The sequence below is a fragment of the Pseudomonas atacamensis genome (assembly GCF_017167965.1).
Classification (GTDB): domain Bacteria; phylum Pseudomonadota; class Gammaproteobacteria; order Pseudomonadales; family Pseudomonadaceae; genus Aquipseudomonas; species Aquipseudomonas atacamensis.
In genome coordinates this window covers 5,869,559-5,891,140 of the sequence record NZ_CP070503.1, presented here as the reverse complement: position 1 = coordinate 5,891,140, position 21,582 = coordinate 5,869,559, and the positions used below count along the sequence as shown (strand labels likewise).

Below are 21,582 nucleotides of genomic sequence, written 5' to 3'. Positions count from 1 at the left end.
GAACAAATCGTCACCGCTGCATTGCCCGCAAACGCGACGGCCGCCCCACAGGAGGCGGCCGTCGTTGTTTGAGCCTCAGCTGTTGTTGTGATCGACCTTGATGGTCGGGTCGCTGCCGGCAATCAGGTTGTGCAGGTTGGCGCTCGCCCAGTTGTTGCCTTCCAGTTTGATCGTCACGTCCGGCGTGGCCGCAGCGGCATCGCCCGAGTTGAATTTGCCCGCCGAGCTGACTTGCAGCGACGACGTGCCATCCACCGTGGTGATCTTCAGGAAGTTGTCGATCGTGCTGCCGGTCTCGCCCTGCAACAGGTCGCGCAGGTCGATGCGGTCGCCTTCGCTGGCTTTGAAATCCTTGATCACGTCGTTACCGGTGTCGCCCGATTTCCAGACGAAGGTGTCGCCACCGGAACCGCCGATGAGGATGTCGTTGCCCTGACCGCCGATCAGCGTGTCGTTGCCGGTGCCGCCGAGCAGGATGTCATTGCCTTTGCCGCCGTCGAGCAGGTCGGTGCCGCCCGAGCCGAACAGGATGTCATTGCCTGCGCCACCGAGCAGCGTGTCGTTGCCATCGTGCGCGCCGGATACATCAAACGCCTGGTAGTGCTCGGTGATGTACTGGTGCACATTACTGGTGGTGACTTTGCTGACATCAACGCCGGTTTCCTTGGCGACGAACGCCTGCATCGCCTGGTAACCCTCGCCGGCAATGCCGTTGAAGCTGACCAGATCGCCGAACAGGATGTCGTTGCCTTCGCCACCGTTGACGGTGTCGTTACCCGGCATCGTCGCTTCGGTATGGCCGATGATCGAGTTGGCCAGGTCTTTCGGATCGATGTTGGTCTGCGGCGTTTTATCCGAATCGTAGGGTTTCAGGTCATCCAGAGTGACACCGCTGTTCAGACCAATGGCTTCAACGTTCGACAGGCCGTTGAGCAAGGCAAAGCCACTGGCCGAGTTGCTGCTCGTCGAAGAGTTGGTGCTGTTACCGGTACCTGCCAGGTTCGACAACTCGTAAGTGCCGTCGCCCTGCGCATGGATGGTGCCCAGATTGCTGCTGCTCCAGCCCCACCATGAGCTGTAGGTCTGCAGAGTCACGGTGCCGGCACTGTTGATCGTCAACGCATGGGTGTTGTCGATGTAGGTGCTGAAGGTGTCGCCCGGCTTGTAGTTGCTGGTTTTCACCACGTCATCGAGCTTCACGTTGCCATAAAGCGTCGGGTTGGTTTGCTCACCGCTCTGGTAGTAGGTCGGCTGGCCGTCGGTGATGAAGTAGGTGAGGTTCTTCGCCCCGGTGTTGGCCACAGCGTCGGCGCTCTGGAACCAGTTGGCCGTGGTCTTGAACACGTCCTCGTAGTTGGTGCCGCCGCCGGAGCCCATCGAGTCCAGTACGGCTTTGAGTTGCGCCAGAGCGTTCGGGTCGTTGAGGTTCACCGACACCGACTTGTTGACCTGGGTATCGAAGTCCACCAGGAAGATGTTCACCGTGCCCGAGTTGCTGCCGCCCAGGCTTTGCTTGAGGCTGTTGAACACCGAAGTCAGCGAGTCCTTCGCGGCGTTCAGCGACGAACTGCTCATACTGCCGGAGCTGTCGACCATGAACGCAATGTTGTAGTTGGTGCCCGGGACCACGGTCAGGCCGCCGATGTCAGCGACGATGATGTCGTTGGCGTCGGTGCCGGTGACGGTGTCGTCACCCGAGGTGGCGGTGACCGCGTTGTACACCGCCGGCACCACTGTGACCGGAATGGTCGCGGTGCTGCTTGCCGAGCCGCCGACCTGTTCGGTGGACGTCGAAGTCACGGTCAGGTTGAACTGGCCGTTGTAGTAGGTTGGCGGGGTCACGGTCAGAGAGCCGAGGTTCCAGCCGGTGACGTTGGCTTCGCCATTGCTCGCGGTAACGGTGAAGGTATGACCCGCGCCATCGCTGAGCACCGAACCGACCGGTGCACCGCTGATCTTCACAGTCAGGGTTTCCGAGCCGTCGGTGTCGGTCAGCGCGGTGCTGATCGCCGACAGTTTCACCGTGGTGCCTTCGGCGCCGGTGTTGAGCTTGTAGCCGTCGTAATAGCCTTCGCCGTTGGTGCCGTGCAGATCGGAGACGGTGACGCCCGAGTTGATCAGGTCCTGCACACCGGTGTAGATCGGCACGCCGGCATTGCTGAGGTCGATCGGCGTGCCGCCGTTGACCGACAGGTTGACGTCGTAGCTGCCCGGGCCGCTCTGGTTGTGGTGGTAGATGTCGAGGGTGTAGTAACCGCTGGTAGTCGGGGTAAACGAACCATTGATCGCACCGCCCGCGCCCCAGGTACCGGAAGCCACACTCTTGCCGCCGATGGTAATCAGCAGGCTGTCATCGGCCACGCCGCTGAAGGAGTAGGTCTTGCCTGCTTCCAGGTAGATCAGGCCAGAGGTCTTCGACGCCGTACCGGCGGCGACACTGCCGTCAGACTGCACGTTGGTGACGTTGCCGCTGGAGTTCGGTTTGCCGGCGGCGTCGATGACGTTTTTCAGGGTGGTCGAGTTCGCTCCGCTGCCGTCAGTGCCCAGACCCGACAGACCGGTCCAGACTTCCTTGATGAGGCCGGTGGATTTAACGCTGTTGTCAGCCACGGCTAGGGTCGGCGCATCCGCCACTGGCGTGATGTCGATCTTCACTGTGCCGGTGCTGCCCAGCGCCTGGCCATCGGTAGGCTGGAACTTGATCTGCGCGTAGTCCGCCTGATTGTTGCCCAGGCCGGTGCCGCCGTAACCATTGGTCCCCGACTCGTTGGCATCCGGCAGGAAGCGCAGCTTGCCGGCGTCGATGTCGGCCTTGCTGAAGGTCTGGTTGTTGGCAACATCCTTCCAGGTCGAGCCGTCCAGATACTGCAGTTTGCCCTCGCCCGGCAGCTGCGTGATCTTGATACCGAGGCTGCTCGCCGGACTATCGACATCGCTGACGCCGAAGGTCGACCAGCCGAGTACCAGCGGCGTGTCTTCGGTGCCGGTGACATTGCTCGGCGCGGCGACCGGTGCATCGTTGACCGCCACCACGTTGACCGTGGTCGTCGCGGTGTTCGAGTAGTTGCCGCCATCGGTCACCGTCACGGTGATGATGCGCGGCACGGTGCTCGGGTTTTCGCTGCTGTTGGTGAAGCTGATGTTCTTGATGGCCTGCATGTAATCGGCCAGGGTCGCGTTACCCGAGAGGGTCAGGGTCACCGTGCCGTTGGTGCTGTTGGCATTGATGGTGATGCCGTTGACGCTGTTGCCCAGATTCAGCGCATCGCCGTCCTGACGGTTGGTCAGCACCACGGTGGCACCGGTCAGCATGGTGCTGTCCGGGTCGGTGATGCTGAGGTCGGTGTCAGCGATCGACACGCCGGCGCCCGGGGTGTTCTCGGTGAACGTCACCTTGTAATCGGCACCGGTCGCACCGCTGGAGTTGTTGGCGTCCAGATCGAGCACCGGTGGTGCATCGTTGTCGATGATCGAGGTGCTGACGCTGCCATTGGTGCTGCTGACCGCGAGGTTCTCGAAGTTGCCGCCGGTAGCCGAATCGATCTTGACCACGAAGTTCTCGGTGCCTTCGGTGATCTTGTCATCGAGGGTGGCGACGTTGAACTGCGCGCTGCTGGCGCCCGCCGGGATCTTCACGGTGTACACACCGGTGAAGTCCGAACCGTCGGCAGCAGTGCCGCTGTAGACGATTTTCAGGGTCACTTCGGTCTGCGCCGGGTGATTGAGGCTGACGGTGTAGCTGGCGGTCTGGCCTTCGGTCACCGAGCTGCTGCCAGTGATGCTGACGGTGGTGGTGTCGACGGTGTCGGTGACGCTGGTCACCGCTGGCGTGGTGCTCGGTACCAGTTTTTCGAAGTTGCCACCGGTGGCGCTGCTGATGGTCGCCTGCACGGTGCCGGCGTCTCTGTAGACGTCGTCAGCTGGCGCTGGAACGTTCACCGTGCCGGTGGTTTCGCCCGCTTTGATGGTGATCACGGCACCGTTCGACAGGGTCACGGTCACTGGCGAGCCTGCGGCGTTGGTCAATGTCGCGGTGTACGTAATCTGGCCACCTTCTGCCACCGAGTTACTGGCGCTGAGGGACAGGTTGGTGGTGTCGACGGTGTCGGTCACGGTGGTGCTGACCGGGGTCTTGTCGGCGACGAGATTTTCGAAGTTGCCGCCGCTGACGTTGGTGATCGAGTTGGTCAGCGGAGCGTTGCCGGTCAGCGCATCGTTCGGTGCGACGGCGGTTACGGTGCCGGTGGTCTGGCCGACGGCGATGGTGATGTTCTGGCCGTTGGCCAACGTCACGACAACTGGCGAACCGGTGACGGGGGCGCCGACGGTTGCGGTGTAGACGACGTTGCCGCCTTCTGCCGCTGTGGCGGTTGCGCTCAGTTTTACGGTGGTGGTGTCGACGGTGTCGGTGACGCTGGTCACTGCTGGCGCGGTGCTCGGTACCAGGTTTTCGAAGTTACCACCGGTCGCGGTTTTGATCGTGGCTTGCACGGAACCTGCATCTTTGTAGACGTCGTCGGAGGGTGCCGCAACGGTTGCAGTGCCGGTTGTTTCGCCAGCCTTGATGGTGATCACGGCGCCGTTCGACAGGGTGACGGTCACAGGCGAGCCAGCGGCGTTGGTCAGTGTCGCGGTGTAGGTGATCTGGCCACCTTCGGCCACGGAGCCGGTTGCGCTCAGTGACAGATTGGTGGTGTCGACGGTGTCGGTCACGGTGGTGCTGACCGGGGTCTTGTCGGCAACGAGGTTTTCGAAGTTACCGCCGGTTACGTTAGTGATCGAGTTGGTGATCGGAGCGTGGCCGGTCAGTGCATCGTTCGAAGCAACAGCGGTTGCAGTGCCGGTAGTCTGACCGACGCCGATGGTGATGGTCTGACCGTTGGCCAGAGTTACCACAACTGGTGAGCCGGTAACCGGAGCGCCGACGGTGGCGGTGTAAGTTACGGTGCCGCCTTCGGCTACCGAAGTATCGGCGGTCAATTTGACGGTCGACGTGTCGATGGTGTCGGTGACAGTCGTCACGGCTGGAGCAGTGCTCGGTACCAGGTTCTCGAAGTTGCCGCCGGTGGCTTTGGTGATCGTCGCCTGCACCGAGCCGGCATCTTTGTAGACGTCATCGGACGGTGCCGCAACGGTTGCAGTGCCGGTTGTTTCGCCAGCCTTGATGGTGATCACGGCGCCGTTCGACAGGGTGACGGTCACAGGCGAGCCAGCGGCGTTGGTCAGTGTCGCGGTGTAGGTGATCTGGCCACCTTCGGCCACGGAGCCGGTTGCGCTCAGTGACAGATTGGTGGTGTCGACGGTGTCGGTCACGGTGGTGCTGACCGGAGTCTTGTCGGCGACGAGATTTTCGAAGTTGCCACCGGTTACGCCAGTGATCGAGTTGGTGATCGGAGCGTGGCCGTTCAGTGCATCGTTCGAAGCAACAGCGGTTGTAGTGCCGGTAGTCTGGCCGACGCCGATGGTGATGGTCTGGCCGTTGGCCAGTGTCACGACCACAGGCGAGCCAGTAACTGGCGCACCGACGGTGGCGGTGTAAGTCACGGTGCCGCCTTCAGCCACCGAAGTATCGGCGGTCAGTTTTACCGTCGAGGTATCGATGGTGTCGGTGACCTGGGTGATCGCAGGCGTAGTGCTCGGAACGAGGTTCTCGAAGTTGCCACCGGTGGCACTGGTGATTGTCGCCTGCACGGAACCGGCGTCTTTGTAGACGTCATCGGACGGTGCCGGAACGGTCGCGGTGCCAGTGGTTTCGCCAGCCTTGATGGTGATCACGGCGCCATTCGACAGGGTCACGGTTACTGGTGAGCCAGCAGCATTGGTCAATGTCGCGGTGTAAGTGATCTGGCCACCTTCCGCCACCGAATTGCTGGCGCTCAAGGACAGATTTGTAGTGTCGGTAACGTCGGTGACAGAAGTCGAGACAGGTGTTTTGTCCGCAACCAGATCTTCGAAGTTGCCGCCGGTCACGCCAGTGATCGAGTTGGTCAGTGGAGCATTACCAGCCAACGCATCATTCGGCGCGGTGAAAGTCGCAGTCCCGGAAGTCTGGCCAACAGCGATAGTGATGTTCTGACCATTGGCCAGAGTCACAACCACAGGCGAGCCGGTGACTGGTGCGCCGACGGTGGCGGTGTAAGTCACGGTGCCGCCTTCAGCCACCGACGTATCAGCCGTCAGTTTGACGGTCGAAGTATCGATGGTGTCAGTGACCTGAGTGATCGCTGGAGTGGTGCTCGGCACGAGATTTTCGAAGTTACCACCGGTGGCACTGGTGATCGTCGCTTGGACGGAACCGGCGTCTTTGTAAACGTCATCGGACGGTGCCGGAACGGTCACATTACCGCTGGTTTCGCCAGCCTTGATGGTGATCACGGCGCCGTTCGACAAGGTCACGGTCACTGGTGAGCCAGCGGCGTTGGTCAATGTCGCGGTGTAAGTGATCTGGCCACCTTCCGCCACCGAATTGCTGGCGCTCAAGGACAGATTTGTAGTGTCGGCAACGTCGGTGACAGAAGTCGAAACCGGAGTTTTATCTGCAACCAGATCTTCGAAATTGCCGCCAGTTACGCCAGTGATCGAATTGGTGATCGGCGCATTACCGGCCAACGCATCGTTCGCAGCAACAGCGGTTGCGGTGCCAGTAGTCTGACCGACACCGATGGTGATGGTCTGGCCGTTAGCCAGAGTCACGACGACAGGGGAGCCAGTCACTGGTGCGCCGACGGTGGCGGTGTAAGTCACGGTGCCGCCTTCAGCCACCGACGTATCGGCGGTCAGCTTGACCGTCGAAGTGTCGATGGTGTCGGTGACATTGGTCACCGCTGGAACCGTGCTTGGTACCAGGTTCTCGAAGTTGCCACCGGTCGCGCTGGTGATCGTCGCCTGGACGGAACCGACGTCTTTGTAGACGTCATCGGACGGGGCCGGAACAGTTGCGGTGCCGGTGGTTTCGCCAGCCTTGATGGTGATCACCGCGCCGTTCGACAGGGTGACGGTTACAGGCGAGCCAGCGGCGTTGGTCAGGGTCGCGGTGTAAGTGATCTGGCCACCCTCCGCCACCGAGCCGGTGGCCGACAGGGACAGGTTGGTGGTGTCGACGGTGTCGGTCACGGTGGTGCTGACCGGGGTCTTGTCGGCGACGAGATTTTCGAAATTGCCGCCGGTTACGCCAGTGATCGAGTTGGTGATCGGAGCGTTGCCGGTCAGCGCATCGTTCGCAGCAACAGCGGTTGCGGTGCCAGTAGTCTGACCGACGCCGATGGTGATGGTCTGACCGTTGGCCAGAGTTACCACAACAGGCGAACCAGTAACTGGCGCACCAACGGTGGCGGTGTAAGTCACGGTGCCGCCTTCAGCCACCGAAGTGTCGGCCGTCAGTTTGACCGTCGAAGTGTCGATGGTATCGGTGACAGTCGTTACGGCCGGAGCTGTGCTCGGTACCAGGTTTTCGAAATTGCCGCCGGTAGCGCTGGTGATCGTTGCCTGAACAGAGCCGGCGTCTTTGTAGACGTCGTCGGACGGTGCAGGAACAGTTGCGGTGCCGGTGGTTTCGCCAGCCTTGATGGTGATCACGGCACCGTTCGACAGGGTCACGATCACTGGCGAGCCAGCGGCGTTGGTCAGTGTAGCGGTGTAAACAATCGAACCACCTTCGGCCACAGAACCGGTCGCACTCAGCGAAAGGTTGGTGGTGTCGGCAACGTCGGTGACGGAAGTCGAAACCGGAGTTTTATCCGCCACTAGATTTTCGAAATTGCCACCGCTGACGTTGGTGATCGAGTTGGTGATCGGAGCATTACCGGTCAGCGCATCGTTCGCAGCAACAGCGGTTGCGGTGCCAGTAGTCTGACCGACGCCGATGGTGATGGTCTGACCGTTGGCCAGAGTTACCACAACAGGTGAGCCGGTGACCGGAGCACCCACAGTGGCGGTGTAGGTGACCGTGCCGCCTTCAGCGACGGAGGTATCGGCGGTCAATTTGACGGTCGAGGTATCGATGGTGTCGGTGACTGTCGTCACCGCTGGAGCAGTGCTCGGTACCAGGTTTTCGAAATTGCCACCGGTAGCGCTGGTGATCGTTGCCTGGACGGAACCAGCGTCTTTGTAGACGTCATCGGACGGCGCAGGAACGTTCACGGTGCCGGTGGTCTTGCCGGCGTCGATAGTGATCACAGCGCCGTTCGACAGGGTCACGGTCACTGGCGAGCCAGCGGCGTTGGTCAATGTCGCGGTGTAAGTGATCTGGCCACCTTCAGCCACCGAGTTACTGGCGCTCAAGGACAGATTTGTAGTGTCGGTAACGTCGGTGACAGTGGTCGAGACCGGAGTTTTGTCCGCCACCAGATCTTCGAAATTGCCACCGGTTACGCCAGTGATCGAGTTGGTGATCGGCGCATTACCGGCCAACGCATCGTTCGCAGCAACAGCGGTTGCGGTGCCGGTGGTCTGGCCGACGGCGATGGTGATGTTCTGGCCGTTGGCCAATGTCACGACAACTGGCGAACCGGTGACGGGTGCGCCGACGGTTGCGGTGTAGGTGATAGTGCCGCCTTCGGTCACCGACGTATCGGCGGTCAGTTTGACCGTCGAAGTGTCGATGGTGTCGGTGACCTGGGTGATCGCAGGGGTAGTGCTCGGAACGAGGTTCTCGAAGTTCCCGCCGGTAGCGCTGGTGATCGTCGCCTGCACGGAACCAGCATCTTTGTAGACGTCATCGGACGGTGCCGGAACGGTTGCGGTGCCGGTGGTTTCGCCAGCCTTGATGGTGATCACAGCGCCGTTCGACAGGGTCACGGTCACTGGTGAGCCAGCGGCATTGGTCAGTGTCGCGGTGTAGGTGATCTGGCCACCTTCAGCCACCGAGTTGCTGGCGCTGAGCGACAGATTGGTGGTGTCGTTGACATCCGTAACAGTGGTCGAAACCGGTGTTTTGTCCGCCACCAGATCTTCGAAGTTGCCACCGCTGACGTTGGTGATCGAGTTGGTGATCGGAGCATTACCGGTCAGCGCATCGTTCGCAGCAACAGCAGTTGCAGTGCCAGTAGTCTGACCAACGCCGATGGTGATGGTCTGGCCGTTGGCCAGAGTTACCACAACTGGTGAGCCGGTAACCGGAGCGCCGACGGTGGCGGTGTAAGTCACGGTACCGCCTTCAGCCACCGACGTATCGGCGGTCAGTTTGACCGTCGAAGTGTCGATGGTATCGGTGACATTCGTCACCGCTGGAACCGCGCTTGGCACCAGGTTCTCGAAGTTGCCGCCGGTCGCACCCTCGATGGTCACTTCGACTTTGCCGGCATCTTTATAGACGTCATCTTTCGGTGCGTCGACGGTCACGGTGCCGGTGGTTTTGCCCGCGTCGATAGTGATCGTGGCGCCGTTCGACAGGGTCACGGTGACCGGTGTGCCGGCGGGGTTGGTCAGCGTTGCGGTGTAGGTGATCTGGCCGCCTTCGGCAACCGAATCGCTGGCGCTCAGGTTCAGGTTGGTGGTGTCGGTGGTGTCGGAAACCACGGTGTCGGCGGACTCGCCGTCGACCAGCAGTTTTTCGTAGTTGCCACCGGTGGCGCCATCAATGGTCACGCTCAGCGAGCTGCCGCCCGCCAATGGGCTGTTCGGCGCGACGTAGTTGACGCTGCCGGTGGTTTCGCCAACGGCGATGGTGATGGTCTGACCGTTGGACAGGCTCACGATCACCGGCGAACCGGTCACTGGCGCGCCCACGGTGGCGGTGTAGACCACGGTTTCGCCTTCGGCGACGTTCGCAGTGGCGCTCAGCGACACGGTGGTGGTGTCGATGGTGTCGTTGACCGTGGTCACCGCCGGCGCTGTGCTGGTGACGAGGTTTTCGAAGTTGCCGCCGGTTGCGCTCTGGATGGTCGCTTCAACGCTGCCGGCGTCTTTATAGACGTCGTCTTTCGGTGCATCGACGGTCACGGTGCCGGTGGTCTTGCCGGCCTCAATGAGGATAGTCGCACCGTTCGACAGGGTCACGGTGACCGGTGTGCCAGCGGCGTTGCTCAAAGTCGCGGTGTAGGTGATCTGGCCGCCTTCGTTCACCGCGCCGGTCGCGCTGAGCGACAGGTTGGTGGTGTCGACGGTGTCGGTCACGGTGGTGCTGACCGGAGTCTTGTCGGCAACGAGGTTTTCGAAGTTACCGCCGCTGACGTTGGTGATCGAGTTGGTCAGCGGCGCGTGGCCGGCGAGAACGTCGTTCGGCGCGGTGGTGCTCACGCTGCCGCTGGTCTTGCCGACTTCGATAGTGATGTTCTGACCATTGGCCAGGGTCACGACCACAGGCGAGCCGGTGACCGGCGCGCCGACGGTGGCGGTGTAGGTGACGGTGCCACCTTCGGCTGCGGTTTCGGTGGCGGTCAGTTTGACCGTCGAGGTGTCGACGGTGTCGGTGACATCAGTGACCGCTGGCGTGGTGCTTGGCACCAGGTTTTCGAAGTTGCCGCCAGTGGCGTCCTTGATCGTGACTTCGACTTTTCCGGCGTCTTTATAGACGTCATCGGCAGGTGCCGGAACGGTGACGGTGCCGCTGGTTTTGCCGGCCTCGATGGTGATCACCGCGCCGTTGCTCAGATTCACGGTCACCGGGGTACCGGCCGGGTTGCTCAGGGTTGCGGTGTAGACAATCGAACCGCCCTCGGCCACAGAGCCGGTCGCGGACAGCGACAGGTTGGTGGTATCGGCGACGTCAGTCACCGAGGTCACCGCCGGGGTTTGGTCGGCGACGAGATTTTCGTAATTGCCACCACTGGCGCCGTCGATTTTCACGCTCAGGGTGTTGCCGCCGGCCTGTGCATCGTTCGGCGCGGTGAAGTTGACGCTGGCGCTGCTGGCGCCGACCGGAATGGTGATGGTCTGGCCGTTGGACAGAGTCACCAGCACTGGCGAACCGGTGACCGGGGCGGTCACGGACGCGGTGTAGACAACCACGCCGCCTTCTATCGCGCTGGCGCTGGCGGTCAGCGAAACCGTGCTGTTGTCGATGGTGTCGGTGACATCAGTTACCGCAGGAGTCTTGTCGATCACCAGATTTTCAAAGTTGCCGCCGCTGGTCTTGGTGATGCTCGCATCGACCTTGCCGGCGTCCTTGTACACATCATCGCCAGGCGCAGCGACGGTCGCAGTGCCAGTGCTCGCACCCTTGGCAATGTTGATCACCGCGCCGTTGCTCAGGGTCACGCTCATGGCGGTGCCGGCCGGATTGCTCAGGGTCGCGGTGTAGACGATCGAGCCGCCCTCGGCAACGCTGCCGGTGGCGCTCAGGCTGATGTTGGTGGTGTCGACGGCGTCGGTGACTTTAGTCACCACAGCCGAACGATCGGCCTCGACGCGCTCGAAATTGCCGCCGCTGTGGCTGGCGATCGCCGTCCGCACGTTGCTGCCATCGATGTACGGCGTATTGGCGGGCGCCGGGAAATTCACCGAGCCGCTGGTCGCGCCAGCGGCAATGTTGATCACCGCGCCGTTGGCCAGGGTCACGGTCATCGCAGTGCCGGCCGGGTTGCTCAGGGTCGCGGTGTAGGTGATCTGGCCACCTTCGCTGACGGTATCGCTGGCGGTCAGGGTCAGTGCGGTTGTGTCGACGGTGTCGTTGACCGTGGTGCTGACCGGAGTCTTGCTGACGTCGAGTTTCTCGAAGTTGCCGCCGCTGGCGTCGGTCATGGTTACGGTGAGCTTGCTGACGTCCTTGTAGACGTCATCGCTCGGTGCGGCGATCGTCACCGAACCGCTGGTCTTGCCGGCTTCGATGGTGATGGTCTGGCCGTTGCTCAGGTTGACCGTTACCGGCGTTTGCGCGGCGTTGGTCAGCGTTGCGGTGTAAGTTATCGAAGAGCCTTCGAGCACGTAGCTTTCTGCGCTGAGGGTCAGGTGCGTGGTGTTGACCGTGTCGGCAACGTTGGTCACCGCAGGCGTAGTGCTCGGCACCAGATTTTCGAAGTTGCCGCCGGTGGCGTCCTTGATGGTGACTTCGACTTTGCCGGCGTCTTTGTAGACGTCATCGGCAGGTGCCGGAACGGTCACGGTGCCGGTGGTCTTGCCCGCTTCAATGGTGATGACCGAACCGTTGCTCAGGTTGACGGTGACCGGCGTACCGGCCGGGTTGCTCAGCGTCGCGGTGTAGGTGATCTGCCCGCCTTCATTGACGTTGCCGGTGGCAGTCAGCGCGATGCTGGTGGTGTCGACGGTGTCGGTCACGGTGGTGCTGACCGGGGTCTTGTCGGCGACCAGATTTTCGAAGTTGCCGCCGCTGACGTTGGTGATCGAGTTGGTCAGTGGTGCGTGACCGATCTGCACGTCATTCGATACCGGGGCGGTGACGCTGCCGGTGGTCTGGCCGACGGCGATGGTGATGCTCTGGCCGTTGGCCAGGGTCACGACAACAGGCGTGCCGGTGACGGGCGCGCCGACAGTGGCGGTGTAGGTGACGGTTCCGCCTTCGGCTACCGAAGTGTCGGCGGTCAATTTGACCGTCGAGGTATCGATGGTGTCGGTGACTTGAGTGACCGCTGGCGTGGTGCTCGGAACGAGGTTCTCGAAGTTGCCGCCGGTGGCGCTGGTGATTGTGGCCTGCACGGAGCCTGAGTCTTTGTAGACGTCGTCGGACGGAGCCGGGAAAGTCACATTACCGCTGGTTTCGCCTGCATTGATGGTGATGACGGCGCCGTTCGACAAGGTCACGGTCACTGGCGAGCCAGCAGCATTGGTCAAGGTCGCGGTGTAAGTGATCTGGCCGCCTTCAGCCACGGAAGCGGTCGCGCTCAGCGACAGATTGGTGGTGTCGGCCACGTCGGTGACGGTGGTCGAAACTGGAGTATTTTCCGCCACCAGGTTTTCGTAATTGCCGCCGCTTACGCCAGTGATCGAGTTGGTCAGCGGAGCGTTGCCGGTCAAGGCATCGTTCGGTGCAGTGTAGGTGATGGAGCCAGTGGTCTGGCCGACGGCGATGGTGATGTTCTGGCCGTTGGCCAACGTCACGACCACAGGCGAGCCGGTGACTGGCGCGCCGACGGTGGCGGTATAAGTCACGGTGCCGCCTTCGGCAACCGAGGTGTCTGCGCTCAGCTTCACCGTCGAGGTATCGACGGTGTCAGTGATTTCGGTCACTGCCGGCGTAGCGTTCGGCACCAGATTTTCGAAGTTGCCGCCGGTGGCGTCCTTGATGCTGACTTCGACTTGGCCGGCGTCCTTGTAGACGTCATCGGCAGGCGCTGGAACGGTAACGGTGCCGGTGGTTTTGCCGGCATCAATGGTGATCACCGAGCCGTTGCTCAGGGTCACGGTTACCGGGGTGCCGGCCGGATTCGTCAGCGTGGCGGTGTAGGTGATCTGGCCACCCTCGGCCACAGAACCGGTGGCGCTGAGGCTCAGGCCAGTGTCATCGACCGAGTCGGTAATCGTGGTGACGGCTGGCGTAGTGTTCGGCACCAGGTTTTCGAAGTTGCCGCCGGTAGCGCCGGTAATGGTGGTGCTGACGGTGCTGCCATTGTTGTACACGTCATTGGCCGCAGTGGGCACGTTCACGGTGCCAACGGTCTCGCCCGCAGCAATGGTGATGGTCGAACCGTTCGACAGGGTGACGGTAACTGGCGTCTGCGCTGGATTAGTCAGCGTTGCGGTGTAAGTGATCTGACCGCCTTCAACGATGTTGTCGGTCGCGGTCAGGGTCAGGCCAGTGTCATCGACCGAATCGGTGATGGTGGTGACCGCAGGCGTGTTGCTTGGCACCAGGTTTTCGAAATTGCCACCGGTTGCGCCAGTGATCGTGGTGCTGACGGTGCTGCCATTGTTGTAAACGTCGTTGGCCGCAGTCGGCACGTTGACGCTGCCGACGGTTTCGCCAGCCGCGATGGTGATGGTCGAGCCGTTGGACAGCGTGACGGTTACCGGGGTTTGTGCCGGGTTGGTCAACGTCGCGGTGTAAGTGATCTGGCCGCCTTCAACAATGTTATTCGTCGCAGTCAGGGTCAGACCGGTGTTATCAACCGAATCAGTTATCGTGGTAACGGCTGGCGTGGTGTTCGGCACCAGGTTTTCGAAATTGCCACCGGTAGCGCCAGTGATGGTGGTGCTGACGGTGCTGCCATTGTTGTAGACGTCGTTGGCCGCAGTCGGCACGTTGACGGTGCCCACGGTTTCGCCAGCAGCAATGGTGATGGTCGAACCGTTGGACAGGGTGACGGTTACCGGGGTTTGTGCCGGGTTGGTCAACGTCGCGGTGTAAGTGATCTGGCCGCCTTCAACAATGTTATTCGTCGCAGTCAGGGTCAGACCGGTGTTATCAACCGAATCAATGATCGTGGTAACGGCTGGCGTGGTGTTTGGCACCAGGTTTTCGAAGTTGCCGCCGGTAGCCCCGGTGATCGTCGTGCTGACGGTGCTGCCATTGTTGTAAACGTCATTGGCCGCAGTCGGCACGTTCACGGTGCCGACGGTTTCGCCCGCAGCAATGGTGATGGTCGAACCGTTGGAAAGAGTGACAGTTACCGGCGTCTGCGCCGGGTTGGTCAGGGTCGCGGTGTAAGTGATCTGACCGCCTTCAACGATGTTATTGGTCGCGGTCAGAGTCAAACCGGTGTTGTCGACCGAATCGGTGATGGTGGTAACGGCTGGCGTGGTGTTCGGCACCAGGTTTTCAAAATTGCCGCCAGTTGCGCCAGTGATCGTGGTGCTGACGGTGCTGCCATTGTTGTACACGTCGTTGGCCGCAGTCGGCACGTTGACGGTACCAACGGTTTCGCCAGCCGCAATGGTGATGGTCGAGCCGTTCGACAGAGTGACGGTCACCGGGGTTTGCGCCGGGTTGGTCAACGTCGCGGTGTAGGTGATCTGACCGCCTTCAACAATGTTGTTGGTCGCTGTCAGGGTCAGGCCAGTGTTATCGACCGAGTCGGTGATCGTAGTTACTGCTGGCGTCGGATTCGGCACCAGATTTTCGAAATTGCCACCGGTAGCCCCGGTGATCGTCGTCGTAACGGTGCTGCCGTTGTTATAGACGTCGTTCGCTGGCGTCGGCACGTTAACAGTGCCGGTAGTCTGGCCAGCGCCAATGGTAATGGTCGAGCCGTTCGACAGCGTGACGGTTACCGGAGTTTGCGCCGGGTTGGTCAAAGTCGCCGTATAGGTAATCTGACCGCCTTCGGTCACGCTCGAACCAGCCGTCAGCGTGACGGTAGTGGTATCGACGGTGTCGGTGACCTGCGTGGTCGCCGGGATAGTTGGCGGGGTCACGGTGATGCCGTTGCCGCCGCTGGTGCCGGTGACGGTCACGTCGATCTGGGTCGGGTCGTTGTAGACCGTGTCGTTCGGCACCAGCGGCACGTTGACGGTGCCGGTGGTGGCGCCGGCCGGGATGACGATCACTGCGCCATTGGACAGGGTGATGGTCAGGTCGGTCAGCGGCGCCTGGGTCAGGGTCGCGGTATACACCAGCACGCCGCCGGCTTCGGTGATGGTCGGCGTGGCGCTGAGGCTCAGGGTCGAGTCACGCAGCGCGTTGGTGGTGGTGTCGGTGGTCAGGCCACCGGTGGTGTCCTGCGCGATTTGCCCGGCAGAATTGATGCCCGCCGTGGGGAAGCCGATGGTCGGATCGACGCGGCCAGCGGTGGCGTCGAGCATGACGAAGCTGTGACCGCCACCGGCAGCACCACCGGTACCTGCGGCGGTCGGGCCGGCCGCGGTGGATTCGAGTGCGGTGGTCGGGTCGACACCGGCGGCGATGGCTTGCTGCAGTTCTTCTACAGAAGGCGCAGCCTGCGCGGTGGCTTCGGCCAGGTCAGTGCTGGAGTCAGGCGAGCTGGCGCTCCACTGGGTGTCACGGCCCAGATCGAGCATGCGGCCATCGGCCAGTTCCAGCGACACCGCGCCGGACAGGCCGGTATCGATCTGGTCGCCGACATACAGGCGATCGCCTTCAACGAGTACGCGACGCACGCCCTCTGGGGACACCACGAAAACCTGACCGACAATGCTTTTGACGACGGCAACAACACTGCTCATTGAAGACTCTCCGGGGTGTCACATTCAGTTGACTTCCATGGACCTGACGGGCGTCGGCGCCACTTCAGTCTGGACGTACTTTCTATAAATGGATAACTTATTGACGCTGTATTTCCGTCAATAATCTGGCTATAAATTATCGCGATTAACTTTATGCCAAACTATTGACCTTCTGGGAGCCATCCTAAACAATCGCCCCACTAATGTCACATTGATATTTCCGCGGCGACCTGTCCTCCAGCCTGTCATCCAGTTCCTGTTTTGAACTTTCCGACATACGGTCTTTCGGGTTGCCATCATCCGACGCAGCGCCACGTTTCTGCTGTGATTCAAGACAAGAAGTTCCGGGAAAATTCCAACCATGCGTTCGCTTTTGCTCCTTGCCGCTCCCTTCGCTCTCGCCGCCTCATTCGTACAAGCACAATCCTTACCAGAAGCCATGCAACAGGCGCTGGATGTCCATCCGGAGATTCAGGCGGGGGTCAACAGTCGATTGGCGGCGGATTATCAGTTAAAGGCTGCGAAAGGGGGATACCTGCCCAAGGTCGATCTGCTGGGCGGTTATGGCCGTGAAGGCACTGACAGTGTGACCACTCGAGCGAACGGTGGAAGCAATCACTGGGAGACGTTGAACCGCAGCGAGTCAAGTTTACGTCTCTCGCAAATGGTTTTTGACGGTTTCGCGACGTCCAACGAAGTTGCGCGTCAACAAGCCAACGTCAGCTCCCGTGCTTACTCGTTGCTGGGCACTTCCGAACGCACTGCGCTGACCGTCGCCCAGGTTTATCTGGACGTGCTGACCCGTCGCGAATTCGTGCGTCTGGCCGAGGAAAACCTCAAGAGCCACCAGCGCATCTACGATCAGATCCAGCTGCGCACCCAGCGCGGCGTCGGCAGCGGTGCCGACCTTGATCAGGCCGAGGCCCGTATGGCCCAGGCCCGCAACAATCTGATCACCGAACAGACCAACCTCGCCGACGCGGAAACCAACTTCCTCAGCGCCGTCGGCCAGATGCCCGACCAGCTCGAGCGCCCGGCGCCGTTCATGGCGATGATGCCGGCCAACCTCAATGAAGCCCGCGCGCAGATGCTGGAAAACAGCCCGATCCTGCGTTCCGCCGAGTCGGATATTGCCGCTGCCGAGAAGCAGTTCGCCACCGCCAAATCGACCTTCTACCCGCGCTTCGACGCCGAACTGGGCCGTACCGCCGATAACGATATCGACGGCCAGAACGGCCACAACAATGAATGGCAGGCCATGCTGCGCATGCGCTTCAACCTGTATTCCGGTGGCAGCAACAAGGCCGATCTGGAATCCAAGTCGTACCTGGCCAACCAGGCGCTGGACATCCGCAACAACGCCCTGCGTCAGTTGAACGAAGAGCTCGGCCTGGCCTGGAACGCCCTGAACAACGCCAACGCTCAGGTGCCGATCGCTCAGCAGTACGTCGATCGCAGCACCTCGGTGCGTACCGCCTACCAGCGTCAATTCAGCCTCGGCGAACGCACCCTGCTGGATTTGCTCGACAGCGAAAACGAGCTGTTCACCGCCTCGCGGCGTCTGGCGGAAATCAAGAACATTCAGTTATTTACTCAGTACCGAATCAAGGCGACCATGGGGCAATTGCTCAAAAGCCAGGGAGTGGTCGCGCCGTTGGCATCCGTTGTGCAGAACGACGTGAAGCCCAAGGTCCAGCTGCCTGGGATGAACTGAGTTATCCCTTTCAACTGTTAAAGAGTGTCGAGCGTGGAATCAGAAGTCAGTCGAGTTCAACTCAGCCATGATCCACGCGCGTTGCATGACGATCCGTTGCTGGATGGTCTGCTCGCCCTGTGCATGCTGCACCAGAAGCCTGCCAGCGCGGCGATGCTGACCACCGGCCTGCCGCTGCCCAAACAACGTTTGAGTGTCGAGTTGCTGCCGCGCGCAGCGGCTCGCGCCGGGCTGCAGGGGCGGGTGTTGCAGCGCAAGCTTGAAGAAATTCCGGCGATCGCCATGCCCGCGCTGTTGCTGCTCAAGGATGGCCGCAGTGCCGTCCTGCTCGGCTGGCAGGGCGACGACGAAGCACGCGTACTGCTCAGCGAAAGCGATGGCGGCGAGTCGGTGGTCAGCCGTGAACTGCTGACCGACGATTACACCGGCAAAGTCTTTTTCGCCCAGCCGCAGCACAAATTCGACGTCAACCACGGCACGCTGATCCCGCGCGCACGCTCGTGGTTTCGCGACACCCTCAAGCGTTCGCGCTGGCTGTACGCCGATGCGATCGCCGCCAGTTTCCTGATCAACATCATCGCCATGGCCGCGCCGCTGTTCGTGATGAACGTCTACGACCGCGTGGTACCGAACCAGGCCGAAGCAACCCTTTGGGTGCTGGCGCTGGGCATCACCGGCGCTTACATCTTCGACTTGATCCTCAAGAGCCTGCGCAGCCTGTGCCTGGATCTGGCCGGGAAGAAAACCGACCTGATCATCTCCGCCACGCTGTTCGAGCGCATTGTCGGCATGGCGATGAAATACCGCCCGGCGCGGGTCGGCAGCTTTGCCCAGAACATCCACGAGTTTCAGAGCCTGCGCGACTTTCTCGCCTCGCTGACCCTGACCAGTCTGATCGACCTGCCGTTCACCATCCTGATTTTCATCGTCATCGCCATTCTCGGCGGGCATCTGGTGTGGATTCCGGTGCTGGCGTTCCCGATTGCCCTGTTGATCGGCTACGCCTTGCAGAAGCCGCTGATCGCGACCATGGAGCGCACCATGGCGCTGGGCGCCGAGCGCCAGTCGAGCCTGATCGAAACCCTCGCCGGCCTGGATGCGGTCAAGGTCAACAACGCTGAAAGCGAGCGCCAGTATCAGTGGGAGCAGACCATCGGCACCCTCAGCCGTCTCGAGCTGCGAGTGAAAATGCTCTCCGGTCTGGCAATGAACATCACCTTGCTGATCCAGCAACTGGCCGGGGTGATCATGATCGTCTTCGGCGTGTACCAGATCATCGCCGGCAACCTGAGCATGGGCGGGCTGATTGCCTGCTACATGCTCAGTGGCCGCGCGCTGAGCCCGCTGGCGTCGCTGTCCGGCCTGCTCACGCGCTATCAACAGGCGCGGGTGACCATGACCTCGGTCGACCAGATGATGGAGCTGCCGCAGGAGCGCAACTTCGAGGAGCGCCCGCTGAGCCGCAAGGTGCTGCAGGGTGCGATCGAATGCCGTCAGCTCAGCTTCACCTACCCGGACCAGCAGAACCCGGCGCTGAAGAACATCAACCTGGTGATCCGTCCCGGCGAGAAGATCGGCATCATCGGCCGCAGCGGTTCGGGCAAGAGTTCGCTGGCGAAACTGCTGGTGGGCCTGTACCAACCGGACGACGGTGCCTTGCTGGTCGACGGCGTGGACATCCGCCAGATCGACGTCAGCGAACTGCGCTACAACATCGGTTACGTGCCGCAGGACCTTCAGCTGCTGTCCGGCACCCTGCGTGACAACCTGGTGTCCGGCGCGCGTTACGTCGAAGACGAGCTGGTGCTGCAAGCCGCCGAACTGGCCGGCGTCCACGAATTCGCCCGTCTGCACCCGCAAGGCTACGAGCTGCAAGTCGGCGAGCGTGGGCAAAACCTCTCCGGCGGTCAGCGGCAGAACGTCGCCCTGGCCCGGGCGCTGTTGCTCAATCCGCCGATTCTGCTGATGGATGAGCCAACCAGTGCGATGGACAACACCGGCGAAGAACGCCTCAAGCAACGCCTCGCAGCAGTGATTGAAAACAAGACCGTGGTGCTGGTCACGCACCGGGCATCGCTGTTGTCGCTGGTCGATCGGCTGCTGGTGATCGATCGCGGGCAAATTCTCGCCGACGGCCCGAAAGCCGCCGTGATGGAAGCGTTGAAGAAGGGGCAGATCAGTGTTGCTTAAGTCCGGTGTCAAGGAGTCGATCCGTCGCTACTTCAAGGGCTCTGCCTCGCTGCAGGGTCAGCCGCTGCCGGAGGTCAACAAGGCGCTGATCGAAGACGCCCCGCGCGTCGTGCGCCTGACCATCTGGGCGATCATCGGCTTCTTCGTGTTCCTCATGCTCTGGGCCAACTTCGCCGTGATCGACGAAGTAACCAAGGGCGACGGCAAGGCGATTCCGTCGTCGAAGATCCAGAAAATCCAGAACCTGGAGGGCGGTATCGTCTCCGAGCTGTTCGTCAAGGAAGGCCAGATCGTTGAGGCCGGCGCGCCGCTGATTCGTCTCGACGACACGCGTTTTGCCTCCAACGTCGGCGAAACCGAGGCTGATCGCCTGTCGATGCTGCTGCGGGTCGAGCGCCTGAGCGCGGAAGTCGATGATCGTCCGCTGAATTTCCCCGAGGACGTGCTCAAAGCCGTGCCGGGCCAGGCGAAAAGCGAAGAGTCGCTGTACATCAGCCGCCGTCAGCAGTTGCACGATGAAATCGGCGGCTTGCAGGAGCAGTTGATCCAGCGTCAGCAGGAGCTGCGCGAGTTCAGTTCCAAGCAGGCGCAGTACCGTCAGCAACTCGGCTTGCAGCGTCAGGAAATCAACATGTCCGAGCCGCTGGTGGCGCAGGGCGCGGTCTCGCCGGTGGAAGTGTTGCGTCTCAAGCGTGCCGAAGTGGAAACCCGTGGCCAGCTCGATGCGACCACGCTGGCCATTCCGCGCGCGGAATCGGCGATCAAGGAAGTGCAGCGCAAGATCGACGAAACCCGCGGCAAATTCCGCAGCGAAGCGCTGACCCAGCTCAACGAAGCGCGCACCGATCTGAACAAGGCCCAGGCCACCGGCAAGGCGCTGGAAGACCGCGTCAGCCGTACGCTGGTTACCTCACCTGTGCGGGGTATCGTCAACAAGTTGCTGGTCAACACCATCGGCGGCGTGATCCAGCCGGGCAGCGACATGGTCGAAATCGTGCCGCTGGATGACACCCTGCTGGTCGAAGCCAAGATCCGCCCGCAGGACATCGCGTTCCTGCATCCGGGTCAGGAAGCAATCGTCAAATTCACCGCCTATGACTACACCATTTACGGCGGGCTCAAGGCGCAGCTAGAGCAGATCGGTGCGGATACCATCACCGACGAAGACAAGAAAACCACTTACTACGTGATCAAAGTGCGCACCGAGCGCAGCCACTTGGGCACGGATGAAAAGCCACTGCTGATCATCCCGGGGATGGTCGCTTCGGTGGATATCATCACCGGCAAGAAGTCGGTGTTGAGCTATTTGCTCAAGCCGATTATCCGCGCGCGGGCTGAGGCGTTGCACGAGCGCTAGGTCTTCAGCGCTGCTGGCGGCCCATTAGCGAGCAGGCTCGCTCCCACAGGAGATTGCATTCCAGCTGTGGGAGCGAGCCTGCTCGCGAAGGCGTCCTCCGAAGCGCTACATATCCGTCGGTAAGTGACACAAATGGTCACCCACGCCCTCACCATTCGCCATATCGTTATTCATTAACGGTATTTAATTTCCAATTCTTATAGCTATAAAGTCACCCACCTGCGTACCTGCCGACCAATCGGCGCGCCGCACGACCTGAACCGACACGCAATCCAGCGTGAGTGTCTGATCGACGAGCGCGTCCGTG

4 protein-coding genes are annotated in these 21,582 nt (G+C 61.4%); 3 read left to right on the top strand and 1 reads right to left on the bottom strand.

Translation table 11 applies throughout. The features are described 5' to 3' along the window. Positions 1-75 precede the first annotated feature (75 nt). Positions 76-16,014, bottom strand: a complete 15,939-nt coding sequence (locus JWU58_RS26575) for a retention module-containing protein (protein WP_206421283.1) — start codon at positions 16,012-16,014, stop codon at positions 76-78. A gap of 361 nt (positions 16,015-16,375) precedes the next feature. On the opposite strand from JWU58_RS26575, the gene JWU58_RS26570 reads away from it, so the two are divergent. The 3 genes from JWU58_RS26570 to JWU58_RS26560 are packed head-to-tail and all read left to right on the top strand — an operon-like array spanning position 16,376 to position 21,275. After that, the gene (locus tag JWU58_RS26570; protein ID WP_016772278.1) at positions 16,376-17,728 is read left to right on the top strand and encodes a TolC family outer membrane protein; all 1,353 of its coding nucleotides are present in this window, start codon (positions 16,376-16,378) and stop codon (positions 17,726-17,728) included. Positions 17,729-17,761: 33 nt separating this feature from the next. Then, positions 17,762-19,918 carry a type I secretion system permease/ATPase gene (locus JWU58_RS26565; protein ID WP_206421282.1) on the top strand — a complete coding sequence of 719 codons (2,157 nt, stop codon included), beginning with the start codon at positions 17,762-17,764 and terminating at the stop codon, positions 19,916-19,918. Beyond that, positions 19,908-21,275, top strand: coding sequence for an HlyD family type I secretion periplasmic adaptor subunit (locus JWU58_RS26560; RefSeq protein ID WP_024011116.1), 1,368 nt, complete (start codon positions 19,908-19,910; stop codon positions 21,273-21,275). The genes JWU58_RS26565 and JWU58_RS26560 overlap by 11 nt, the downstream gene beginning before the upstream one ends. Positions 21,276-21,582 lie beyond the last annotated feature (307 nt).